Origin of the sequence: Raineyella antarctica (assembly GCF_900092135.1) — a bacterium.
Lineage (GTDB): Bacteria > Actinomycetota > Actinomycetes > Propionibacteriales > Propionibacteriaceae > Raineyella > Raineyella antarctica.
This window is the reverse complement of the sequence record NZ_FMYF01000015.1, coordinates 32,150-51,649: the sequence shown is the minus strand read 5'-3', so window position 1 is coordinate 51,649 and position 19,500 is coordinate 32,150. Positions and strand designations below refer to the sequence as shown.

Annotated in this window: 19 protein-coding genes; 7 read left to right on the top strand and 12 right to left on the bottom strand. The window is 68.8% G+C overall.

Features of this window, described 5'->3' with window-relative positions:
* A complete protein-coding gene (locus tag GA0111570_RS16320; RefSeq protein WP_139283296.1) occupies nt 1-612 on the bottom strand; it encodes a hypothetical protein in 612 nt (203 codons plus the stop codon).
* A gap of 352 nt (nt 613-964) precedes the next feature.
* On the opposite strand from GA0111570_RS16320, the gene GA0111570_RS16310 reads away from it, so the two are divergent.
* The 4 genes from GA0111570_RS16310 (at nt 965) to GA0111570_RS16295 (ending at nt 3,219) form a co-directional block, all read left to right on the top strand.
* Nucleotides 965-1,321, top strand: a complete 357-nt coding sequence (locus GA0111570_RS16310; RefSeq protein ID WP_092613679.1) for a type II toxin-antitoxin system RelE/ParE family toxin — start codon at nt 965-967, stop codon at nt 1,319-1,321.
* Nucleotides 1,318-1,620, top strand: coding sequence for a helix-turn-helix domain-containing protein (locus GA0111570_RS16305; protein ID WP_092613677.1), 303 nt, complete (start codon nt 1,318-1,320; stop codon nt 1,618-1,620). Before GA0111570_RS16310 ends, GA0111570_RS16305 begins: the two co-directional genes overlap by 4 nt.
* 49 nt (nt 1,621-1,669) lie before the next feature.
* A complete protein-coding gene (locus GA0111570_RS16300; RefSeq protein WP_092613675.1) occupies nt 1,670-2,749 on the top strand; it encodes an NADH:flavin oxidoreductase in 1,080 nt (359 codons plus the stop codon).
* Nucleotides 2,750-2,901: 152 nt separating this feature from the next.
* Complete coding sequence (locus tag GA0111570_RS16295; protein ID WP_245703262.1) at nt 2,902-3,219, top strand: isoamylase early set domain-containing protein; 318 nt, start codon at nt 2,902-2,904, stop codon at nt 3,217-3,219.
* Nucleotides 3,220-3,304: 85 nt separating this feature from the next.
* Here the strand turns inward: GA0111570_RS16295 and GA0111570_RS18305 are convergent, their stop codons facing one another.
* From GA0111570_RS18305 to GA0111570_RS16270, 5 genes are all read right to left on the bottom strand, one after another.
* On the bottom strand, nt 3,305-4,525 hold the full coding sequence (locus GA0111570_RS18305; protein WP_092613671.1) for a Fic family protein: 1,221 nt from the start codon (nt 4,523-4,525) through the stop codon (nt 3,305-3,307).
* 570 nt (nt 4,526-5,095) lie between these two features.
* A complete protein-coding gene (locus GA0111570_RS16285) occupies nt 5,096-5,425 on the bottom strand; it encodes a type II toxin-antitoxin system VapC family toxin (protein ID WP_092613669.1) in 330 nt (109 codons plus the stop codon).
* Nucleotides 5,422-5,649, bottom strand: coding sequence for a FitA-like ribbon-helix-helix domain-containing protein (locus GA0111570_RS16280; RefSeq protein WP_092613667.1), 228 nt, complete (start codon nt 5,647-5,649; stop codon nt 5,422-5,424). The genes GA0111570_RS16285 and GA0111570_RS16280 overlap by 4 nt, the downstream gene beginning before the upstream one ends.
* Nucleotides 5,650-5,696: 47 nt before the next feature.
* Complete coding sequence (locus GA0111570_RS16275; protein ID WP_092613665.1) at nt 5,697-6,521, bottom strand: SWIM zinc finger family protein; 825 nt, start codon at nt 6,519-6,521, stop codon at nt 5,697-5,699.
* Nucleotides 6,514-9,636: a DEAD/DEAH box helicase gene (locus GA0111570_RS16270; protein ID WP_092613663.1), complete on the bottom strand. Its 3,123-nt coding sequence runs from the start codon at nt 9,634-9,636 to the stop codon at nt 6,514-6,516. The genes GA0111570_RS16275 and GA0111570_RS16270 overlap by 8 nt, the downstream gene beginning before the upstream one ends.
* Before the next feature lie 522 nt (nt 9,637-10,158).
* Between GA0111570_RS16270 and GA0111570_RS16260 the strand changes: the two genes are divergently transcribed.
* The 3 genes from GA0111570_RS16260 to GA0111570_RS16250 all read left to right on the top strand — a co-directional run bounded on the left by GA0111570_RS16260 (nt 10,159) and on the right by GA0111570_RS16250 (nt 12,865).
* Entirely contained in the window at nt 10,159-10,665 is a 507-nt protein-coding gene (locus tag GA0111570_RS16260; RefSeq protein ID WP_217634232.1) for a helix-turn-helix domain-containing protein, read from the top strand.
* Complete coding sequence (locus tag GA0111570_RS16255) at nt 10,662-11,234, top strand: PIN domain-containing protein (protein ID WP_092613661.1); 573 nt, start codon at nt 10,662-10,664, stop codon at nt 11,232-11,234. Before GA0111570_RS16260 ends, GA0111570_RS16255 begins: the two co-directional genes overlap by 4 nt.
* A 356-nt stretch (nt 11,235-11,590) precedes the next feature.
* The gene (locus tag GA0111570_RS16250; protein WP_245703260.1) at nt 11,591-12,865 is read left to right on the top strand and encodes a DUF6880 family protein; all 1,275 of its coding nucleotides are present in this window, start codon (nt 11,591-11,593) and stop codon (nt 12,863-12,865) included.
* A 585-nt stretch (nt 12,866-13,450) separates the two neighbouring features.
* On the opposite strand, the gene GA0111570_RS16240 is transcribed toward GA0111570_RS16250, so the two are convergent.
* The 6 genes from GA0111570_RS16240 to GA0111570_RS16215 form a co-directional block, all read right to left on the bottom strand.
* On the bottom strand, nt 13,451-14,146 hold the full coding sequence (locus GA0111570_RS16240; RefSeq protein WP_092613659.1) for an ABC transporter ATP-binding protein: 696 nt from the start codon (nt 14,144-14,146) through the stop codon (nt 13,451-13,453).
* Nucleotides 14,136-14,927 carry an ABC transporter ATP-binding protein gene (locus tag GA0111570_RS16235; RefSeq protein WP_092613657.1) on the bottom strand — a complete coding sequence of 264 codons (792 nt, stop codon included), beginning with the start codon at nt 14,925-14,927 and terminating at the stop codon, nt 14,136-14,138. The genes GA0111570_RS16240 and GA0111570_RS16235 overlap by 11 nt, the downstream gene beginning before the upstream one ends.
* Nucleotides 14,927-15,985 (bottom strand): branched-chain amino acid ABC transporter permease, encoded by a 1,059-nt coding sequence (locus GA0111570_RS16230; protein ID WP_092613655.1) that lies wholly within the window; start codon nt 15,983-15,985, stop codon nt 14,927-14,929. Before GA0111570_RS16230 ends, GA0111570_RS16235 begins: the two co-directional genes overlap by 1 nt.
* A complete protein-coding gene (locus GA0111570_RS16225) occupies nt 15,985-16,872 on the bottom strand; it encodes a branched-chain amino acid ABC transporter permease (protein WP_092613653.1) in 888 nt (295 codons plus the stop codon). The genes GA0111570_RS16230 and GA0111570_RS16225 overlap by 1 nt, the downstream gene beginning before the upstream one ends.
* A 7-nt stretch (nt 16,873-16,879) precedes the next feature.
* Nucleotides 16,880-18,085, bottom strand: a complete 1,206-nt coding sequence (locus GA0111570_RS16220) for an ABC transporter substrate-binding protein (protein ID WP_092613651.1) — start codon at nt 18,083-18,085, stop codon at nt 16,880-16,882.
* A 137-nt stretch (nt 18,086-18,222) separates the two neighbouring features.
* The gene (locus GA0111570_RS16215; RefSeq protein WP_092613649.1) at nt 18,223-19,425 is read right to left on the bottom strand and encodes an FAD-dependent monooxygenase; all 1,203 of its coding nucleotides are present in this window, start codon (nt 19,423-19,425) and stop codon (nt 18,223-18,225) included.
* Nucleotides 19,426-19,500 lie beyond the last annotated feature (75 nt).

The window sequence follows — 19,500 nt, the reverse complement described above, 5'->3', positions numbered from 1 at the left end:
TCAGCAGCCCCCGTACACCCCGTCGCTGTACGGGCTCAGGACGATCGCGGTGATCTCCTGGGAGGCGGGCCAGTCCGGGTGATCCATCAGTGTCCCGCCGTACCAGTTGTCGGAGTACTTCTCGCTGACGGCGAGGAACAGGATCATCGCGCCCTGGCCGCGGAGCTGGGCGGCGTAGAACGGGCCGCCGTTGCCGTTCTTGGCGACGATCGTCGCGTCCGGATGCCTCTGGCGGACCTGACCCCAGGTCATGCCGACCCGGGCCCCCTTCCAGGTGACCGGTCCGGGCCGGTTCGCGGAGACCTCGACCAGCTCCTTCGCCGCACCGAACGTGACCCCGAGCGGTTCGTCGCGATACGGGCCCGACACCACGTAGCCGCCACACACGTCATCCGGCAGCGGCCGGACGATGTCCCGACGGGTGCCCTCGGAGGCGGTCATCCCCAGCCGGAGCCGTCCGTAGCCGGCGTAGCTGAACACGTCGGCGGTGGCCGGGTCGGCGGACCGTGAGGGCGTGCTGGAGGCGGTGGCCGTGGGGCTCGGCGTCCGGCTGGTCGCGCTCGGCGTCGGGCCGACCACACTCGGAGTCGGACTTGCGGTGACCGAAGCCATGGTCGGCGTCTGCGGGGCCGTCGGCGTGGGCGTCTGGGCCGGCGTGGCTGACGCCGCAGGCCCGGACCCTGCCAGTGACTGGGTACCCAGGCCACAGCCGGCGAGCAACGTGCAGGCGGCCAGCGCCACCACAACCCACCGGATGCGCATGCGTGTCCCTCCACAACGGAGCCGGACCGTACCCGACTGGGCGCCGGTCCTGGCAGGAGGCTAGCGCAGCGAGGGGTTGCTGTGGGCCGGGTCGGCCGCTGAACCGTCGGTCCATCGAAGTTTGTACCTGCTGAAGACTGTGCCAGGTAACGACCACCCGTAGACCTCTTGAGGTTTACAACCCTTGTGTCATACTCGGGGTGTGTGGGAAGTAGACGTCAGCCTCATCGAAGACTGGCTCCTCGGCCTCGACCAAGATGATTACGACCTCATCATCGCCGCCCTGGAAGTCCTGGCTGAGGAAGGCCCGACACTGGGACGTCCTCTTGTCGACACCATCAAGGCGTCCCGGCACAAGAACATGAAGGAGCTGCGGCCAGGTTCGACCGGCAGATCAGAGATCAGGATCCTGTTCGCGTTTGACCCTAGACGCCACGCAATCCTTCTCGTCGCCGGCGACAAGGCCGGCAAATGGCAACGCTGGTACGCGCGCCAGCTCCCACTGGCGGATGACCTGTTCGATCAGCACCTGAACAAGCTGGGCAGGAGGAAGAGATGACCACTCTGAAGCAGATCACTGAGCGCCGGCCCGTGCGTCGCGACGTGGTGGATGACCACAAGGAGCGCATGCTGGCCGAGACCAGGGCGTGGCGGTTGCGGGAGCTCCGCGAGCAGTTCGACATCACCCAGGTCGAGCTGGCCGAGGAACTCGATATCAGCCAGAACCGTGTCTCTCGGATCGAACGCGGGGACATCGACAAGACGCAGGTCGATACCCTGCGCCGCTACGTCGAAGCGCTCGGAGGAACGCTCCGACTCGAAGTACAGGTCGGAGACCAGACGTTCCAGATCGCCTGAGCACCGTGCAACGCCGCCCGTGGTGGGGCATCAGCGCTACAGTCCCAGAATGGCCTCGTTGAACGACCCGCTGGAGCTGCGTCACGGACGTACGCTGCCGAACCACCTGGTGCTCGCGCCGATGACCAACCTGCAGAGCCATCCGGACGGGACGATCTCCGACATCGAGATCGACTGGCTCCTGGCGCGTGCCCGCGGCGGGTTCGGGATCACCATGACCGCCGCCGCGTACGTGAACCCGGCCGGCCAGGTCTGGCCCGGCCAACTCGGCATCTCCTCGGACGCGCACATCGCAGGTCTGGAGCGCCTCGCGCGCGAGGTGGCCGCGGCGGGCTCGGTCTCGTCGGTGCAGCTCCACCACGGTGGCGTGAAGGCGATCGCCGCGGTCTCCGGCCACGACGTGGTCGGTCCGTGGGCCGATGCCCAGACGGGCGTACGGGAACTGTCGACCGGCGAGGTGCAGCAGGTGGTCGACGACTTCGCCGCGGCTGCGCTGCGGGCCGAGAAGGCCGGGATCGACGGCGTCGAGGTGCACGGCGGCCACGGCTACCTGGTCGGCCAGTTCCTCGACGAGTCGAACAACACGCGCGAGGACGGGTACGGGGGTGACTCCGGCGGGCGGGCGCGGTTCGTCCACGAGGTGATGCGCGCGATCCGCGGCCGGACCGGACCGGACTTCCAGGTCGGGCTGCGCCTGTCCGTCGAACGCTACGGCTTGGTCCCCGACGAGATGGTCGACCTCGTCGCCGACCTCCTGGCCGGCGGTGACCTCGACTACATCGACCTTTCCCTGTGGGACGTCAGGAAGCTGCCCGTCCACGCCCCCGAGGGCAGCCGGATGCTGATCGAGGACTTCCTGGAACTGCCGCGGCACGGGACCGCCCTGGGAGTCGCGGGGCACATCGCGAGCGCCGCCGACGCGCAGTGGGTGCTGGACCAGGGCGCCGACCTCGGCTTCGTCGGCAAGGCCGCCATCGCCGACCACGCGTTCGCCCAGCGGGCGATGGCCGATGCCGGCTACCGGGCCCCCAACTTCCCCGTCACGAAGGACCACCTGCGCGCCGAGATGCTGGGCGAGCCCTTCGTGGAGTACTTCGCGACCAACTGGCCGCACCTGGTCACCGCCTGAGCCTGTTCCAGGTCAGTCCTGCGGATCGGGCATCGAGCCATCCCGTCGCCATCCGGTCGGCTTCGCCCCAGTCCCGTCCGTCGGACAACTGCCCCAATTTCTGGAACGCGCCCCGCCACGGCTAAAATGCCACCGCTGTCATTCATACCGGCGTGAACGCCACCCAAAGAAAGGCACTAACAGTGCTGAGGCTTGCTCGTGACCGTAAGACTTCCTTTGTTCGGCTCACGTTCGCGATTCCTGCCGACATCGTCACGGGGACCGTCAGCGTCGTCGGTGACTTCAACGACTGGACGCCCGGCACGCACGTGCTCCGCCGCCGCAGCAACGGCACCTACAGTGCCGCGGTCACCGTGAGCCCCGGTTCCACTCTGCGCTTCCGCTACCTCGGCGAGAACGGCCACTGGTTCGACGATCCTGACGCCGACTACGTCGACCCGCAGGGCAGCGTGGTGCAGGTCCAGGTCTGAGACGCGGTTGCTCGCCTGATCACGACAGCCGCCGTGGTCCCTGGGGCCGGTAGCCGTTCACGTCGGAGCGGCTTGTGCGGATGCGTCAGGGACGACCGACGATGCGTCGGCCGGCGCGAGCGGCGAAGCGATCCAGTGCCTCCGTCAGGCCCGGGACGGTCCACACCGTCGCGCCGTTGATCGGCTTCTCCTGCCGGATGACCCCGACGGCCACCAGCCGATCCAGGATCCGGTAGGCGCTGGAGGGCGAGACACCTCGGTCGGTCACCATCTGCGCGGTGAAGGCCGGTTCGGACGCGCACAGCTCGGCGAAGATGAGCAGATTCACTGTACGCCGCTGCGCGCTACCGATTGCTGCTTCGCGGAGGGCCTGCGCATCATCGCGCAGGACGGCCGCATTGTCGAGGGCCCTGCGCGTGGCATAGGAGAACCGTTCGATGATCGGTTCGATCTCACCTTGGCGGTAGGCGGTGAGTGCGGCGAAGTAGGCATCCGTGTCCGCCAGCAGTCCGGAGGAGATCGGCACCGACAGGTGCCGGGTCACTCCTCTGCGCCGCAGGATGGCGCTCACCAGCGCCCGACCGGTGCGGCCGTTGCCGTCGGTGAACGGGTGGATGGTCTCGAACTGGGCATGCGCGATCGCCGCCTGGACCAGCGGTTGGATGTCGTCGCGTCGAATGAACCCGACCAGGTCGACGATGTCGCTCTCGACGGCATCAGGGTGGACGCCGACGTACGCGGCGGCGACCGGCGACTGTCCGCCGATCCACACCCACTCACGACGGAACTGGCCGGCGTTGTCCGGATCATCCCCGCCGTCGAGCCGCTCGTGCATCGCCCGAATGGTATTGGCACTGATCCGGTCGGCCAGGTCGACAGCGGCCCGCAGTGCCGCGGTGTTGCGGGCGATCATGGTGGCGTCGGGACGGCTGGAATCCCCCAGGGCTGCCAGGGCGATCCGGCGCGCGTTCGCCGTCAGGTGCTCGATCTGCGAGCTGGCGGCCGATTCACTGCGTAGCAGCACCGAGGAGAACGGCACGCCCCATCCGGCGGATTCCTTGTCGAAGGCCTCCATCCGGGCCACGGCCTCGTCGGCATCGGCCACCACATCGGGGCTGACCGGCGGCACCAGGGCACTGATGTGGGGCACGACGGCGTAGCGGAAGGTCCCACGGTTCGCCAGGCGCTGGCGACGGCTCGCCGCCGAGTCGGGTCGGTCCCAGTCGGCCTCGCCGTGGCCGAGCGCCGGCCAGACTGCCGCGGGATCCGCCGGTGTTGGCGCATGATTGTCAGCCTGCTGGTCCATCTCACCCCCTTGATGGGACCAATGTATGCGTATTTTCCCAATAAGTAGCCTATTGGGAATCATCTGCTCGATGCTCCTGGTTGCGGGTGACGCTTTCCCTCCACGGTGACGAAGAGCAAGCCTGCGCCTCTGTGAAGAGTCGCCATGGGAATGTTCGTACGCTCCATAACAACGCTGTTCACGGGCATGTCACCTTCCTTGGGACAGGCCACGGCGCGCGATCAGGATCCTGGTCCGGTTCGGGGCACAGCTCGCCCACCAGGTGGTGGGCGCGAGAGGCATCCGAGCCAGGGACTCAGTCAGTGATCACGTACGCCGCGAGGAACTCTTCTCCCCATGCGGCCTGCGAATACGTCCATCGTCAGGTCGGCAGTCGGCGGGCGTCCAATGCCAAAGCCGCATCCGGCTATCCGTGCTGTGTATACGTCCCAGTCGGAGCTGGTTTCCGAAGCGTCGCAGCGCGATCATGAGTTGGACGACTGTCCGAAGAGGCCGTGATCCGGGCTGCGGCACTGGCCGGGTGCAGTTCCGGCAGGTCGTGGTGGCTTGGAGCCTGTGACCTACGGAGTGTCACGGGCCGAGGAGTCTCGCCTGATGAAGACCCAACGCGAGAGAGGAGGCGTCATAGCTCGTGTACTGATGGCGCAACTGCCAGATCCGATCCGCCAGCGGACCGATCTCGTGTCGGGTCAGAGAGAACGCGAAATAATCATGCCGAGCTTCCTCAGCAGCGGCGGAGTCGATCCGTCCACCCAGCAGCAACCCTCCCAGCACCGAGAGCACCTCCACGTCGAGCAAGCAAGGAGCATGGATCTCGTCGCTCAGCGCATCGAGCAACGCGTCGCTCACCCCGCGGCCGACAAGGGCCTCGACCATGGCCGAGGCGTCGACCACGATCACCGGCGGCCTGCCTGTACTGCTGCGACGATCTCCTCCGAGGTGGGGCCGCTCGAGCGGTCCCGGGCCTTAAGACGAGCGATGATCTGGTCATTCGTCGGCCTGGCGGCGATCCTGGCCAGCTCGGCGGCGACGTACGCCGACAGCGACTTCCCCTCGGCAGCCGCGCGTTCCTTCAGCGTGGCGGCCACTTCATCGGAGACATCACGGATGTAGAGAGTCGCCATTGCTCAACGCTAGCATCCTGCAAGCAGGCCCCAGGTATCCTTGGTCGTCACGACCCGTCGCCGCCGAGCGGTGGCTCCGTCAGTGCCTGATAGGCCGGTCGCAGCACGTCGACCAGCGAGTGGCCGCGTACGGTGACCGGCACTGGCGGCAGCTGATCGAGCAGGGTCGCACCGCCTGCGCCCGAGGGCGCGGGTCTCATCGCCGGGCCCGCGACGTAGAAGTCGTCGAGGAGCTCGACCAGCGGCACGACCCGGTCCTCCTCGACATCGGACGTCGCCACGTCGAGAGAGGCGAGCAGGTCCTCGCGGTCGCGACCGCGCCAGGCGAGGATCTCGAAGGGGTCCTCGTCGAAGCGTTCGGCGAGCAGGTAGAACACTGCGGCCAAGTGCTTGCACGGCACCGCCACGTCCGGACACGAGCAGTCCATGGTGAGGTCGGCGCCCGGGAACAGGGGCAGGTCGAGGTCGGCGAAGACCTGCTCGATGTCGGGCGGCATCGTCCCGGAGAGCAGCTGCGCGACGAACCACGCATCCGTGGCCAGGCGTTCCTGGATCCGCGCCCACTGGTCCTTGCCGTACGCCGTGACGCCGATCCGCACCCGGTAGGGGCGGGCCCGCGAACCCTGCACACTCGCGGCCACCTGCCCGGCGGCCAGGTCCAGCGAGATCACCTGGCCGCGGCGGGCGTAGTTGCGACCCCGGGCGAGCCGGGCGCCCATCCCGATCTGCTCGAGTGTGTCGAGGAAACGGGTCGACCACCACGTGGTGGCGATCTTGCCGCGCGCGCTGCGGGCACGCAGACCGCCCTCGACGGAGCGCGGCACGGACGGCGGGTAGAACCCGGAGGCGTACGGGTCGGAGCGCCTACTCACCGACGGCCTCCTTCGACAGGGTGAACAGGTCGCGCAGCCGATCGGTCGACAGCTCGGTCAGCCACGATTCCCCGTCGCCGACGGCCAGGTCCGCGAGCGCCTTCTTCTCCTCGATGAGCTGGTCGATGCGCTCCTCCAGGGTGCCGGTCCCGACGAACTTGTGCACCTGCACGCGCCGTTGCTGGCCGATCCGGAAGGCCCGGTCGGTGGCCTGGTTCTCCACGGCCGGGTTCCACCAGCGGTCGAGGTGGATGACGTGGTTGGCGGCGGTGAGGTTGAGTCCGGTGCCGCCGGCCTTCAGCGACAGCAGGAAGATCGGCGCGCCCTGCCCCGCCTGGAAGCGCTCCACCATCTCGACGCGACGCTGCCGGGACGTGCTGCCGGACAGATACGCGACGTCGGTGTCGAAGCGGGCGGCGAGGTGAGGGACGAGCAGTTCGGCGAACTCGGTGAACTGGGTGAAGCACAGCACCCGGTCCCCCTCGGCGAGGATCTCCTCCAGGATCTCCTCCAGCCGCAGAATCTTCCCCGAGCGCCGGCCGATCGCCGAATGGTCGTGCAGCAACTGTGCGGGATGGTTGCAGACCTGCTTGAGCTTGGTCATCGCGGCCAGCACGTTGCCGCGCCGCTGGATGCCGTCGGACTCCTCGATCCGCGCCATCATCTCGTCGACCACGGACTGGTAGAGGGAGGCCTGTTCGACGGTCAGCCGGTAGGGCTGGCGCAGCTCGATCTTCTCGGGCAGGTCGTCGATGATCGCCGGGTCGGACTTCAATCGCCTCAGGATGTACGGCCGGGTGATCCGACGCAACAGTCCCACCGCCTCGTCGTCGTGGTGACGTTCGATCGGTGTCGCGAAGCGCTCCCGGAACACCTCGGCGGGGCCGAGCATGCCGGGATTTACCACATCCATGATCGACCACAGCTCGGCGAGCCGGTTCTCGACCGGAGTGCCGGTCAGGGCGATCCGCTGTCCCGCCGCCAACCGGCGGACCGCCTTGGCCGTACGGGAGTGGCGGTTCTTGATCGCCTGGGCCTCGTCGAGCACGAGCCGTTCCCAGGTGATCGTGGAGAGTTCGTCGATGTCGTTGAGTGTGGTCGCGTACGTGGTGATCAGCAGGTCGGTCCTGGCGAGCACGGCGGTCAGGTCGTCGCCACGGGGGCGATCAGGTCCGTGGTGGGCGACCACCCGCAGGCCCGGCGCGAACCGTGCGGCCTCGGCCTGCCAGTTGCCGATCAGTGAGACCGGGCAGAGCAACAGCGTGGGACGCCTCACCGCACCGGCCTCCGGCGTGGTCCGGGCGCGGGCGGTCGTCTCCAGGGCCAGCAGCTGCACCGTCTTGCCGAGTCCCATGTCGTCGGCCAGGCAGGCCCCCATCCCGAGTCGGCCGAGGAAATCGAGCCAGCTCAGGCCTCGGCTCTGGTAGGGGCGCAAGGTGGCGGTGAAACTCTCCGGCGGTTCGACCGCCCCGATCGACGCCGGCGCCGTGCCGTCCAGCAGGTCACCCAGCCAACCGGCGGCGCTGACCCCGGTGAGCGGCAGCGGCAGATCGAGATCGTCTGGGTGACCGGCGGCGAGCCCCAGGAACTCCCCCGCCGTGGTTCGGCCCGTTCCTGACGACCGGAGGAAGTCCAGTCCGCGCGCCAGTTGTGCCGCATCGACGGCGACCCACTCACCACGCAGTCGCACCAGCGGGGCCTTCGCGGCGACCAGGGCGGCGATCTCGTCCGCGCTCAGGCTGTGCTCGCCGACGGCGAGTTCCCAGCGGAAGTCGCACAGCTGGTCGCGGCCGAGGGCGATGCCGGTGGCGTCCGCGTCGCTGGGGGTCGCGCTCACCCGCAGTCCCATCCTGGCCCGGCGCCCCCACCATGCCGGGAGCAGCACCTCGACCCCGGCCTGGTCAAGAGCGGTGGCCGCCACGGTGAGGAAGCCGGCGGCGCCGTCGGTGTCGAGGTCGAGGCCGGACGGTTGGGCCTGCCGCAGACCCGGTTCCAGATCGGGGTAGATGGCCTGGGCGCGCGCAAGCTCGGCCAGCAGCACCTCACGGGGGCGTTGGAGCCAGCGGCCGAGCGTGCCGTCGTCGCCCCAGATATGGTCGGCATCGACCAGCAGGCTGGGGTCGGCCCGCGACCGGAGCAGGAAGTCGAGGCGCCAGGCGGGCGGAGCGGTCTGCTCGGCGGGATCCTCGGCGGCCGGTTCACCGACATCTGGATCCCCGGTGGCGGGGTCGTTCAGGCGCAGGACCAGGTGGGCGGGGCCGGGGTGCTGCACACCCACCGCGGCCCATGGCTGCAGGTATTCGGCCAGGGCGTCCAGGTCGGCCTCGCTCGCCTCCACGCGGGCATCGGGGCCGGTGAGCGCGTCGAGCCAGGCCTCGACGACGGGCGGACGGGCAGGCTTCCGTCCCCGGCGCGGGGGCAGGAACGATCCCGGGAGCCGTAGGCGGGCGCGGGCGTCCACCAGCGCGTCCAGCGCTTCGGTGACGAGCGCCGGCGCGGACCGGGTCGCATCAGCGGCCCGGAACGCCGGGGGCATCGCCGCGATCAGCGCGTGCGCGGCCGTCGCATCGGGCCCGGTGAGCACCGCACGCCAGCGCGCCTCGGCGCCGACCTCACCCCGCTCCAGGGCGGGGTACAGCCGGCCGCGGTCGACGAGCTCGTCGGCGAATCCCGCCAGGTCTAGCAGCTGGCGGACGGAGGCAGCGGGGCGTACGTCGTAGGCGTCAGCTCGCTCGTCCGGGTGGGCGTCGTCGATGTCGGCGGTGTCGTCGGGGTGTACGAAGCGGGACAGACGCTCGGCGATCGCAGCCGGGGCGAGCCACACCAGCGGCACCGTCCAGGCGAGCAGCGACGGGGCGGCATCGGTCGACCTGCGCGGTGCGATGCGGATCAGTTCCGGGGAGTCGAGCGGTGATCGACGCAGCGATGGCAGGTGCACGGTCGCCCTGGACGGTTGCCCACCGAGGAGATCGGCCAGCGTCGCCGCAGTCGCCGCGAAGGGATGGGGACGGGCGCTGCGCAGCGCCTGGCTGGGGCTGGACACCGGCAGCCTGGAGTCCTCGGCCCAGATCCCGGCACCGACACCCGATGCCCAGACGGTATGCAGCACCAACACGCGACGCCCAGCCCCTCACCTGATGACTCTGTCCTGGGAGGCTCCAGCGTAGCGGAGCGCGAGGAGGTCGCGGGCAGCCAGGCCGCCGTGCGATCCTACTGGTGGCCGGAGACAAGGCCGGCCGATGGAAGAGCTGGTACTCCCGCAACATCCCGGTGGCGGACGACCTCTACGACGAGCATCTGAGGAAACTGGGACGGAGGAAACGATGACCACCTTGGAGCAGATCACCGAACACAGGCCCGTGCGTCGAGATGTGGTCGACGCCCACAAGGAGCGCATGCATGCTGGCCGAAATGCGGCTGCGCGGGCACCGCGTTCGGCGGCCGACGCGTGCCCGAGTACTCGCTGTTCCTCGTCCGCAATTCCCTGACCAAGGTCGGCTACAAGTTCTCCACCTACGCGGCATGCTCCCGTACGCCGGGGAGGAAATGCGACAACCACAGCACAGCGACACAAACTGCACCAGGAACCCGGAACCACACCCTTTCGATTCTTTCGATTCAGCGCTAGTCTGGGGGCATGGGTACGCAAACGCACGATCAGACGGTGCTGCCGCCCCAGGACCTGGAGGCCATGCTGGACCTGTCACGCTTCCTCGACCACATGCCCGAGCCGGCTGCCCTCCTGGGTCCCGACGGGCAGACGGTCCCGCTTCCGCTCGAGGTCTTCAGCGTCTTGGAGTCCGTGGTGTCCGCGATGCGGCAGGGCAAGGCCATCACCGTCGCCCCTGTCGACCAGATTCTCACAACTCAGGAAGCAGCTGACTTCCTGGGCATCAGCCGCCCGACGCTCGTGAAGCTCCTCGAGTCCGGCGAGATCGATTTCGAGCAACCCGGGGCGGGTCGCCACCGTCGCGTACGGCTCCAGGACCTCCTTGCCTACAAGGATCGCCGCCGCACCACACGACGCAAAGCACTCGACGACCTCACGCACGAAGCTGCCGAGGCTGGTCTGTATCAGTCGGATGTCGACTACGCCGCAGCACTGAAGGCCGCGCGTAAGCGCCGTCCGAAGGAAGCTCATTGACTCGATTCAGCGCGCTTCTCGACGCATGCGTCCTGGTGCCCATCGCCTTGGCAGACACCTTCTTGCGCTTGGCAGAAGCAGGCCTCTACCGTCCGCTCTGGAGCAGCACCATCCTCGACGAAATGGTGGCGGCCGTGGAGGAGGTACATCCCGACCTGGCCGACGGGCGAGCCCGACGACGCGCCGAAGTCATGCGCACAGCATTCGACGACGCCTGCGTGACGGGATGGGAGCCGCTCTTGGCCGGAATCGACTTGCCCGACATCGATGATCGACATGTGGTCGCGGCCGCCCAGCGGGGGCGCGCAGACATCATCGTCACCTTCAATCTGAAGGACTTCCCATCAGCAATCCTGGACGACCTCGATATCGAAATCCAGCATCCTGACGAGTTCCTCTTGAACCAGCTTGACCTGGACCCCGAACGCACTATGCGTGTGCTGCAGGAGCAGTCGCTCGTCACTCGCAACCCAGCGATCACGATCCACGAACTGATTCGCCTACTTTCCCGTTGCGGGGTCAGCCGCTTCTCGGAAGCAGCCAAAGGACAGCTCTGGCGGGTCCGGTGAGTAGGGTGCGATCCCTTCCCGATCGGATGTCAGCGCGCTCGCCATCCGGCGGAAATGGCTCCCAGGTAGAGATCCTGTGGCCCGGACGCCACAGGATCTCTACCTGAACGGGGGCCCCGATCGCGGGACTGCGAACATCGTCTTCCATGAGTACTTCGGCGTGGACCCGGACCTGATCCTGGACCTCGCCGATCACCATCTCGGCCCGCTGGCCGAGCGCCGACACAGCCTCCGAACCGCCCGCCCTGCTCCACCTGGCCGTATTCGTCCGGGCCGACCGGTCCACTGGCACTACTGGGACCAACCTCTGACATCATCACCTCGACGCCGTCCTGCTTCTTCCCTCGGAGGTTCCGTTGTCCTCTCTAGCCGATGCCGTGCTGCCGCTGGTCCGTACGCGCGCCGACCTGCACCGCTGGAGCGCCTCCAATGCGTACGGGCGCCAGCTGCACGAGGCCGTGGCCATGCTCCGGCAGGCCGCCCGGGACGAGCCCGCCGACGAGGTGCTCGGGGTGACGCAGCGGGCGATCGCGAGTGCGCTGCGGGTGATCTGGCGAGCCGATGACTCCAGCGGCATCATCGGCGACGCCATCCGGGACCTGCTCGACCTGCACGCCGAACTGGTCAGGGCCGCGCAACCCGCGGCGACCAAGATCATCAACTGGATGATCAACTTCCAGTTCGTCCAGGAAGTGGACTACTTCACCATCGACCCGGTCGCGTACGCCCCGGCGCTCGGCGGGAGGGGACTGGCGCGGTACCGGGAGAAGCTGGCCGAGATCGCCGACACCCTGGGCCCGGAGCTGAGCGACGAGGAGGAGGCCGGCCTCCGGGGCCAGCGCACCGCCCACCCGGAGAGCTGGGAACGTCGGATCAACGAGCGACACATCCGGTTCACGCTGGCCTGGAACGCGCAACGGCTCGCGGTCTGGGACCGCGATGTTCCGGCGATCATCGCCACCCACGCCCGTGACCGCAAGGTCGCCGCTTGGTTCACGGACACCGCCGAAGCCCTCGCCGAGATCGGCGAGTACGACCTGGCGATCGACTGGGCCCGCCAGGGCGCGGACTTCGATCGGGGTCACCAGTCGGTCGACGCCGCCGCGTACTGGTGCGCCCTGTTGGCCGACCACCGCCCGCAGGAGGAGTTGGCTGCGCGGCTGGAGGTGTTCCGGCGCTGGCCAACCGCCGGCCACGCGGGCGCCGTACACAAGGCGGCCGGCGATGCCTGGCCCGAGCACCGCGACGCGATCATGGCCGGCCTGGCGCAGCAGCCCAGCGAGGCCGTCGGGTTCGCCCTGCACGCCCTGAAGGACGTCCGTCTGGCCTGGACGCTGGCCCATTCGCTCGGTCTGGGCGATGCCTACCTCTGGGACGAGCTCGCCTCCGCGTACGAAAAGGTGGACCCGCTCGCCACCCTGCCGGTGCACACCGCACTGCTCGTGGCGGACCTCGAGGTCGCTGACGCCAGGCGCTACCGCGCCGCGGCTCGACGGCTGGCGAAGATGCGCACCCTTGCTCGCAAGACCGACCAAAGTGCCGAGGTGGACCAGCTCATCGCCGAACTGCGCGCCACTCACCGACGACGTACACGGCTGCAGCAGGAGTTCGACAAGGCCGGGCTGCCCTGACCGCGACGGTCCTCCGCCCTGTTCGGGCCAGGAACGACGGCTGCGTGACCCCGAGCCGCGTCGCTTCCAGTCAGCCGCTACGTGTCGGCAGGTAGCGGCTGACCGGAACCGAAGCGGCTGGTACGGGGTGATCCGGAGGCAACTGCGGGCCCGCCGATGTTGGCGCATGGTTGTCGACCTGCTGGCCCAGCTCGCCCGCTTGATGGGAGCGATGTACGCGCGTTTTCGCCAGGGTCGGCTCCGCCTCGCAGGCCGACGTCGAGGCCCCCGCCTTCACGGCCTGGACGCTGCTGTCCGTGGAACCGGCCCAGACGAAGGGTCCGGGCTGGCCGATGAACCGTACGTCTCCGCAGTGGTACCGGCTGGGGCTCAGGTCCTGAACGACAGGCGCTCCAGCGTCCCCCCACGCTCCCGCTCCTCGGTACACGAGGGGGTGAGCAGGACACGATCGGTCCGCGGTATACAACGGGGCACACGAGAGGTGGGCCCCTACCGGCAGCGCCTCCAGCAGGGACCCACCGGTCCTGGTGACCGCGGGAACGTCAGCCCGCGGACCTGAGCCCGTGGGATGCGACCCCGCAGCTGTCAGCCGACGCCGAGCAACGCGTGTGCGCGCTTTCCGTCGGCGCGGAATTCGGCGGTGCTGCTGCTGTGGACGATCTCGCCCTTCTGCATCACCAGCACGCGCTCCGCGACGTCGAACGCCAGCCTGAGGTCCTGCTCGACGATGAGAACCGCCAGTCCGGTCGACCTCAGCCGGGTCAGGACGTCGCCGACCTGTCCCACCACCGCCGGGGCGAGGCCGTCGGAGGGCTCGTCGAGGACCAGCAGCTTGGGGTTCCCGACCAGGGCACGGCCGATCGCCAGCATCTGCTGCTCACCGCCGGACAACTGGGAACCCAGGTTCGTCCTCCGCTCCCCCAACCGCGGCATCAACTCCATCACCGACTTCACCGTCCACTCCCCACGCTTGCGGGCGGAGATCAGCAGGTGCTCCTCGACGGTCAGCGAGGCGAACACCCGTCGGCCTTGCGGAACGATGCCGACGCCGGCCTTGGCCAAGGCGCTGGGCGGCTTGCGGGCCAGGTCGATGCCGTTGATCAGCACCTGCCCCGAGCTCGGCCGGACCAGCCCCATGATCGACTCCATCAGGGTGGTCTTGCCGACCCCGTTGCGTCCGAGCACCGCCACCGATTCGCCGGTGTCGAGGCTCAGATTGACCCCGTTGAGCACCCGGCTGCCGTCATAGCCGGCGACCAGGTCCTTGACCTCAAGCAACATCGCTACCTCCCGAGTAGAACAGCGGCTCCGCACCCTCGGACTCACCGAGATAGGCGACTTTGACGGCCTCGTCCTCCCGTACCTCGGCGGGACTGCCGTGGGCGATCAGGCGCCCGGCGGCCAGGACGCTCACCGACTGGGCCAGTCGGAACACCAGGTCGAGGTCGTGCTCGACGATCAGGACCGTGACGTCGGCCGGCAGGCTCTCGATCAGATCCATGAACCGATGGGTCTCCGCCGCCGACATGCCCGCGGCCGGCTCGTCGAAGAGCACCATCGTCGGATTGCAGGCCAGCACCATGCCGACCTCCAGCTGGCGGCGCTCGCCGTGCGACAGGTTGCCGCACAGCTCACCCGCCCGATCGGCCAGGCCGACGTTGGTGAGGTGCTCCATGGTGCGTTCGCGGATCTTCCGGTCGGCACGCGGGCTCGGGAAGAACCGCCAGGGCCTACCCTCGAAGCCCTCCACGGCCAGCGCAACGTTGTCCAGCACCGACATGTTGAGGAACAGGCTGGAGTGCTGGAACGTACGCACCAGACCGGCACGGGCCCTGGTCGACTCGGACTCCGCGGTGATGTCCTGCCCGTTGAAGGTGATCGTCCCTGCGGTGGCCTTGCGAGCCCCGCCGATCACCGAGAAGAGCGTCGACTTGCCCGCCCCGTTGGGACCGATGAGCGCGTGCCGCGCCCCTCGCTCCACCTCGAAGCTGACGTCATCGACAGCCTTCAGTGACCCGTAGTGCAGGCTCACGCCCTCGAGCTTCAGCAGTGCCTCGGACATCAGAGCTCATCTCCTTCTCCGGCGATCGGGGTGGGGCCCACAGCAGCGGCCCGCCTGCGGCTGAGCCCGGCAATGCCGCGCGGCAGGAGGAACACCGCGAGCACGAACACGAAGCCCAGGATCATGCCGCCGCGACCGTCGGCGATCGCGCCGATCTCGTCTCGGATCAGGATGACGATCGCCGCAGCGACGATCGGGCCCCAAATGGTCCCGGCACCGCCGAACACCACCGACAGCAGCGCGATCGCGGCCAGCGCGAACGCCATGTCGCCCGGGGAGACGAACCGCGCCTGGGCGGTCCAGGCCGTTCCGGCCATGCCGGCGAGTGACCCTGCGAAGGTGAACGCCACCAGCTTCACCATGAACGTACGCCGGCCGATGGCCCGCATCCGCTCCTCGCCGTCCCTGATGCCCCGCATGGAGCGACCCATCGGGGACCTGACCAGGATGACCGACAGCGCCACGCCGAGGGCGAACACGAACAGCACCCACCAGTACAGGTAGCCGACCAGCGCGATCGGTTCGCCACCGGGCAGGATCGAGATCCCGGGGATGCCGGAGAGCCCGTTGGAGCCGCCGGTGAGGGCCATCGCCTCCGCCTGCTTGTGCGCGAGTTCCGTGATGGCCAGTGTCACCATCAGGAACACGAAGCCCTTGGTGCGTACGGCCACGATGCCGGTGACCAGGGCGAGTGCCGCGGCCACCAGTGTCCCGACCACCATTTGCACGAAGGCATTGGTGGTCAGGTAGATGCCGGTCAGACCCGCGGCGTACGCGCCGGCACCGAAGTACGCGACCTGGCCGAGGGTGGGCAGGCCGGTGTAGCCGGTGAGCAGGTCCACGCTGACCACCAGCAGGGCGAAGGCGAGGATGCGCGACAGCATCGTCACCGGATAGGGCGACAGCCACAACGGCACCGACGCCAGCACCAGCAGGGCCACCACGGCCAGCAGCAGCCCCAGCCAGCGCCGTCGTCCGCCGCCCCTGACCGCGTGGCGCGGAGCGGGGGTCTTCGTGCCGGGGTCGACGGTCGTCTTCTCGTTGTTGATGGTGGACATCAGTGGCCACCTCCGTGTCCGTGCTTGGACGGCAGCAGGCCGGCCGGCTTGATCAGCAGGATCGCCGCCATGACGGCGAACATGAGGAACGACGCGTAGCCCGACAGCAGCGCAACGCCGACGGTCTGGACCTCGCCGACCAGCAGGGCGCCGACGGCCGCGCCCTTCAGTGACCCGAGGCCGCCGATCACGACGATGACCAGCGCGTACACCAGCATGAGGTTGTCGTTGCCCGGCTGGGCGCCCATCAGCGGGGACGCGATCAGGCCACCGACGGCGGCGAGGGCTGCGCCGCCACCGAAGACGCCCGCCAGCACCAGTCGCGTACGCACCCCGATCGCCTCGACCATGCCTCGGTCGTTGACCGTGGCCCGGACGACCGCACCGATGGTGGTCTTCTCCAGCAGCAGCCACAGGCCGATGCCGACCACCAGTCCGACGCCGATCAGCACGAGCCGGTAGACGGGATAGGGCGCGCCCAGGAACGGCACGCTGCCGGCCAGCGCGGGCGGCGGCGGCACCGTCTTCACATCGCCGCCGAAGACCATCAGCAGCAGGTCGCCGACGATCATCGCCACCCCCAGGGTGAGCATCGCCTGTCGGAGGTGGTCCCTGACCGAGGTGGTGAGCACCGCCAGCAGCACACCCGCCAGCAGGCCGACCAGTGCCGCGACCAGCACGGCTGCGAAGGAGAGGGCGCTGGAGGCGCCCCCACCGAGGACGGCCACCCCGACGTACGCCCCGATCAACGCGATCGAGCCGTGCGCGAGGTTGAGCACGTCCATGGTCCCGAAGACCAGCGACAGTCCGATCGCCACGATGAACAGCACCGCGCCGAGCGCGATGCCGTTCACCATGGTCACGGAGTTCGCGACGAACCAGTCCATGGCTGGATCAGCCCGCCTTCAGTTCTTCGACGACTGCGTTGACCCGCTTGCCGTCGACGACCCGCACCTCACGCAGGTAGTACTTCTGGTCGGGGTCGTGCTGGGCGTTGAAGGACCAGGTGCCGCGCGGGGAGTCGATCTGGCCGACCTTGCCGATGGCTGCCCCGATGGCCTCGCCCGTGGTGCCGTCGGCCTTCTTCAGGGCCTCCGCGAGGACGTTCGCCGCGTCGTACGCCTGCACGGAGTAGACGGTGGGCGAGGTCTTGTAGGCGTCGCTGTAGGCCTTGACGAACTCCTTGTTCTTCGGGTTGTCGAGCTGGTCGGAGTAGTGCAGGGAGGTCTGCACTCCGTTGGCGGCGTCGCCCTGGGCGTCGAGCACCGAGCCCTCGGTCAGGAAGCCGGAGCCGTAGAGCTTGATGCCGGTGCCACCGAGGAACTGCTTGAACTGCTTGACGAAGCCAACGGCCTCCGAGCCGGCGTAGAAGACGTAGACGGCCTTGGCGCCGGAGTTGCGCACGTTGTTGAGGTAGGGCTGCCAGTCGGTGGTCGCGCCGAACGGCGGGGTGTACTCCTCGCCGGCGACCTTGCCGCCCGCTGCGGTGAAGGCCTTCTTGAAGCCGCCGACCTGCTCCTTGCCGGCGGCGTAGTCGGAGCCGAGCAGGTAGACCGAGCCGCTGCCGATCTCCTCCTTCACCTTCGCTCCCATCGGCGCGTTGACCCCGCCGTTGGTGAAGCTGGTCCGCCAGATGTAGTCCGAGGGGGTGTCGACGAGCTTGTCGCTGCCGGCGTTCGCCACGATCAGCGGGACCTTGTTCTGGTTGAAGGTGTTCGCCAGGCCCGAGGCGGTGGCGGAGTTGACCAGGCCGACCACGGCCGAGACCTGGTCCTGGGTGACCAGTCGCTCGGTGGCCGGGATACCGGTCTGCGGGCCGTTGCCCTCGTCGGTCTCCACGAGCTGGACGGTCTTGCCGCCGAGCTTGTTGTCGTTCTGGGTGAGGTAGAGCTTGAAGCCCTGCTCCATGTCCTTGCCCAGGGCGGCATAGGTGCCGGACTTGGGCACCGAGAGGCCGATCTTGACGGACCCGGAGGTGCCTCCGGACCCGCCGCTGCCGCCTCCGAGGGAGCCGCCGCCACAGGCGGTGAGCATCATGGCGCCGACGAGGGCCGGGACGACGGCCGCCTTGCGCAGGAATGAAGCGCTCAGGAATGACATTGATTCTCCTTTGAATCTTTTGGGTTCTGCTCCGCCGGAGTCGTACGACCCGGGGGACGTTGGTGCATCTCGGCCGCCGGCCGAGGGGTGGGAGCGATCGGCCTGTCGGCCATCGCCCGCAGGACGTACGTGTCAGGTCACAGCCACGTGCCGCCCTGGATGGCGGAGGGTTCCTCCTCGCCGGGACGGAAGCCATGGATCCAGTCCAGGTGACGGTCCCAGGCCGACGGATCGGCGAGCCGGGCGTTGCGCTCGTCGGCACGCGGGCCGTCGGGCAGGTGGAGCACGTCGGCGTTGGTGATGGAGGCGTACTGGATCTTGCGGGTCCGGCCCCGGCGCAGCCGCTCGTACTCGGCGCGGGCGGCGTCGAGGTCGGTGCCGGCGGCGAGCTGCTCGGCGAGCACGATGGCGTCCTCGATCGAGGTGTTCGCGCCCTGGCCGTGGTGCGGCACCATGGCGTGGGCGGCATCGCCGAGCAGGGTGACGCGGCCCTTCGACCAGCGGCTGAGCGGGGGCCGGTGGAACAGCGCCCAGCGCTCGGTGGAGGAGACGGCCGAGACCATCTCGACGATCGCCGGAGCCCAGTCGCCGAAGCTGGCCAGCTTCTCCTCGTCGTTCGTCGGCGCGATCCAGCCCTTGTGCGGCCAGGGGGACGGGTTGCGCTCGACCAGGAAGAAGTTGTGGTCCCCCTCGGAGTTGATCGGGTAGTGCAGGCAGTGCCGTCCGGGGCCCATCCAGAACTGGATCGCCTCCGGATCGGGCATCGAGGGCATCTGTTCGGGCGGGACGATGCCGCGGAAGGCGCTGGCACCGGAGTACAGGGCGTCGTCGTAGCCGAGCAGCAGGCGGCGTACGGTCGAGCGGGCGCCGTCGGCGCCGATGACCAGGTCTGCGGTGGCGGAGGTGCCGTCGGTGAAGTGCAGCACGGCCTCGTTGCCCGAGTCGTCGATGTCGACCAGGCGCTTGTTGAGCTTGATCGCGTCCATGCCGACGGCGCCGGTCAGGACGACCTGGAGGTCGACGCGGTGGATGCCGACCCAGGGTGCGCCGTAGCGGGCCCGGTAGTCGAAGCGGTGCTCGGCGATCTTGCGGCCGTCGCGCCCGTCACGGTAGATCAGCGCCTGGACCTCGAACCAGCGCTCCTCCAGCGGCCCTCCCAGGCCGAGCCGGTCGATGAAGTACCGCGTGGAGGCCGCCGACAGCCCGACCGCGGCACCGACCTCCCGGAGCTCGGACGCCGCCTCGTAGAGGGTGCACTCGATGCCCTTCTCGCGCAGGGCGAGGGCCAGGGCCAGGCCGCCGATCCCGGCGCCCACGATGGCGATCCGCAGGTCCTTCACCAGTCCTCCTCGTTGAGTGTGACGAGGGCCACACTAGGAGTCGGACTCTGTCGCGTCATGAGACAAACACGGGGA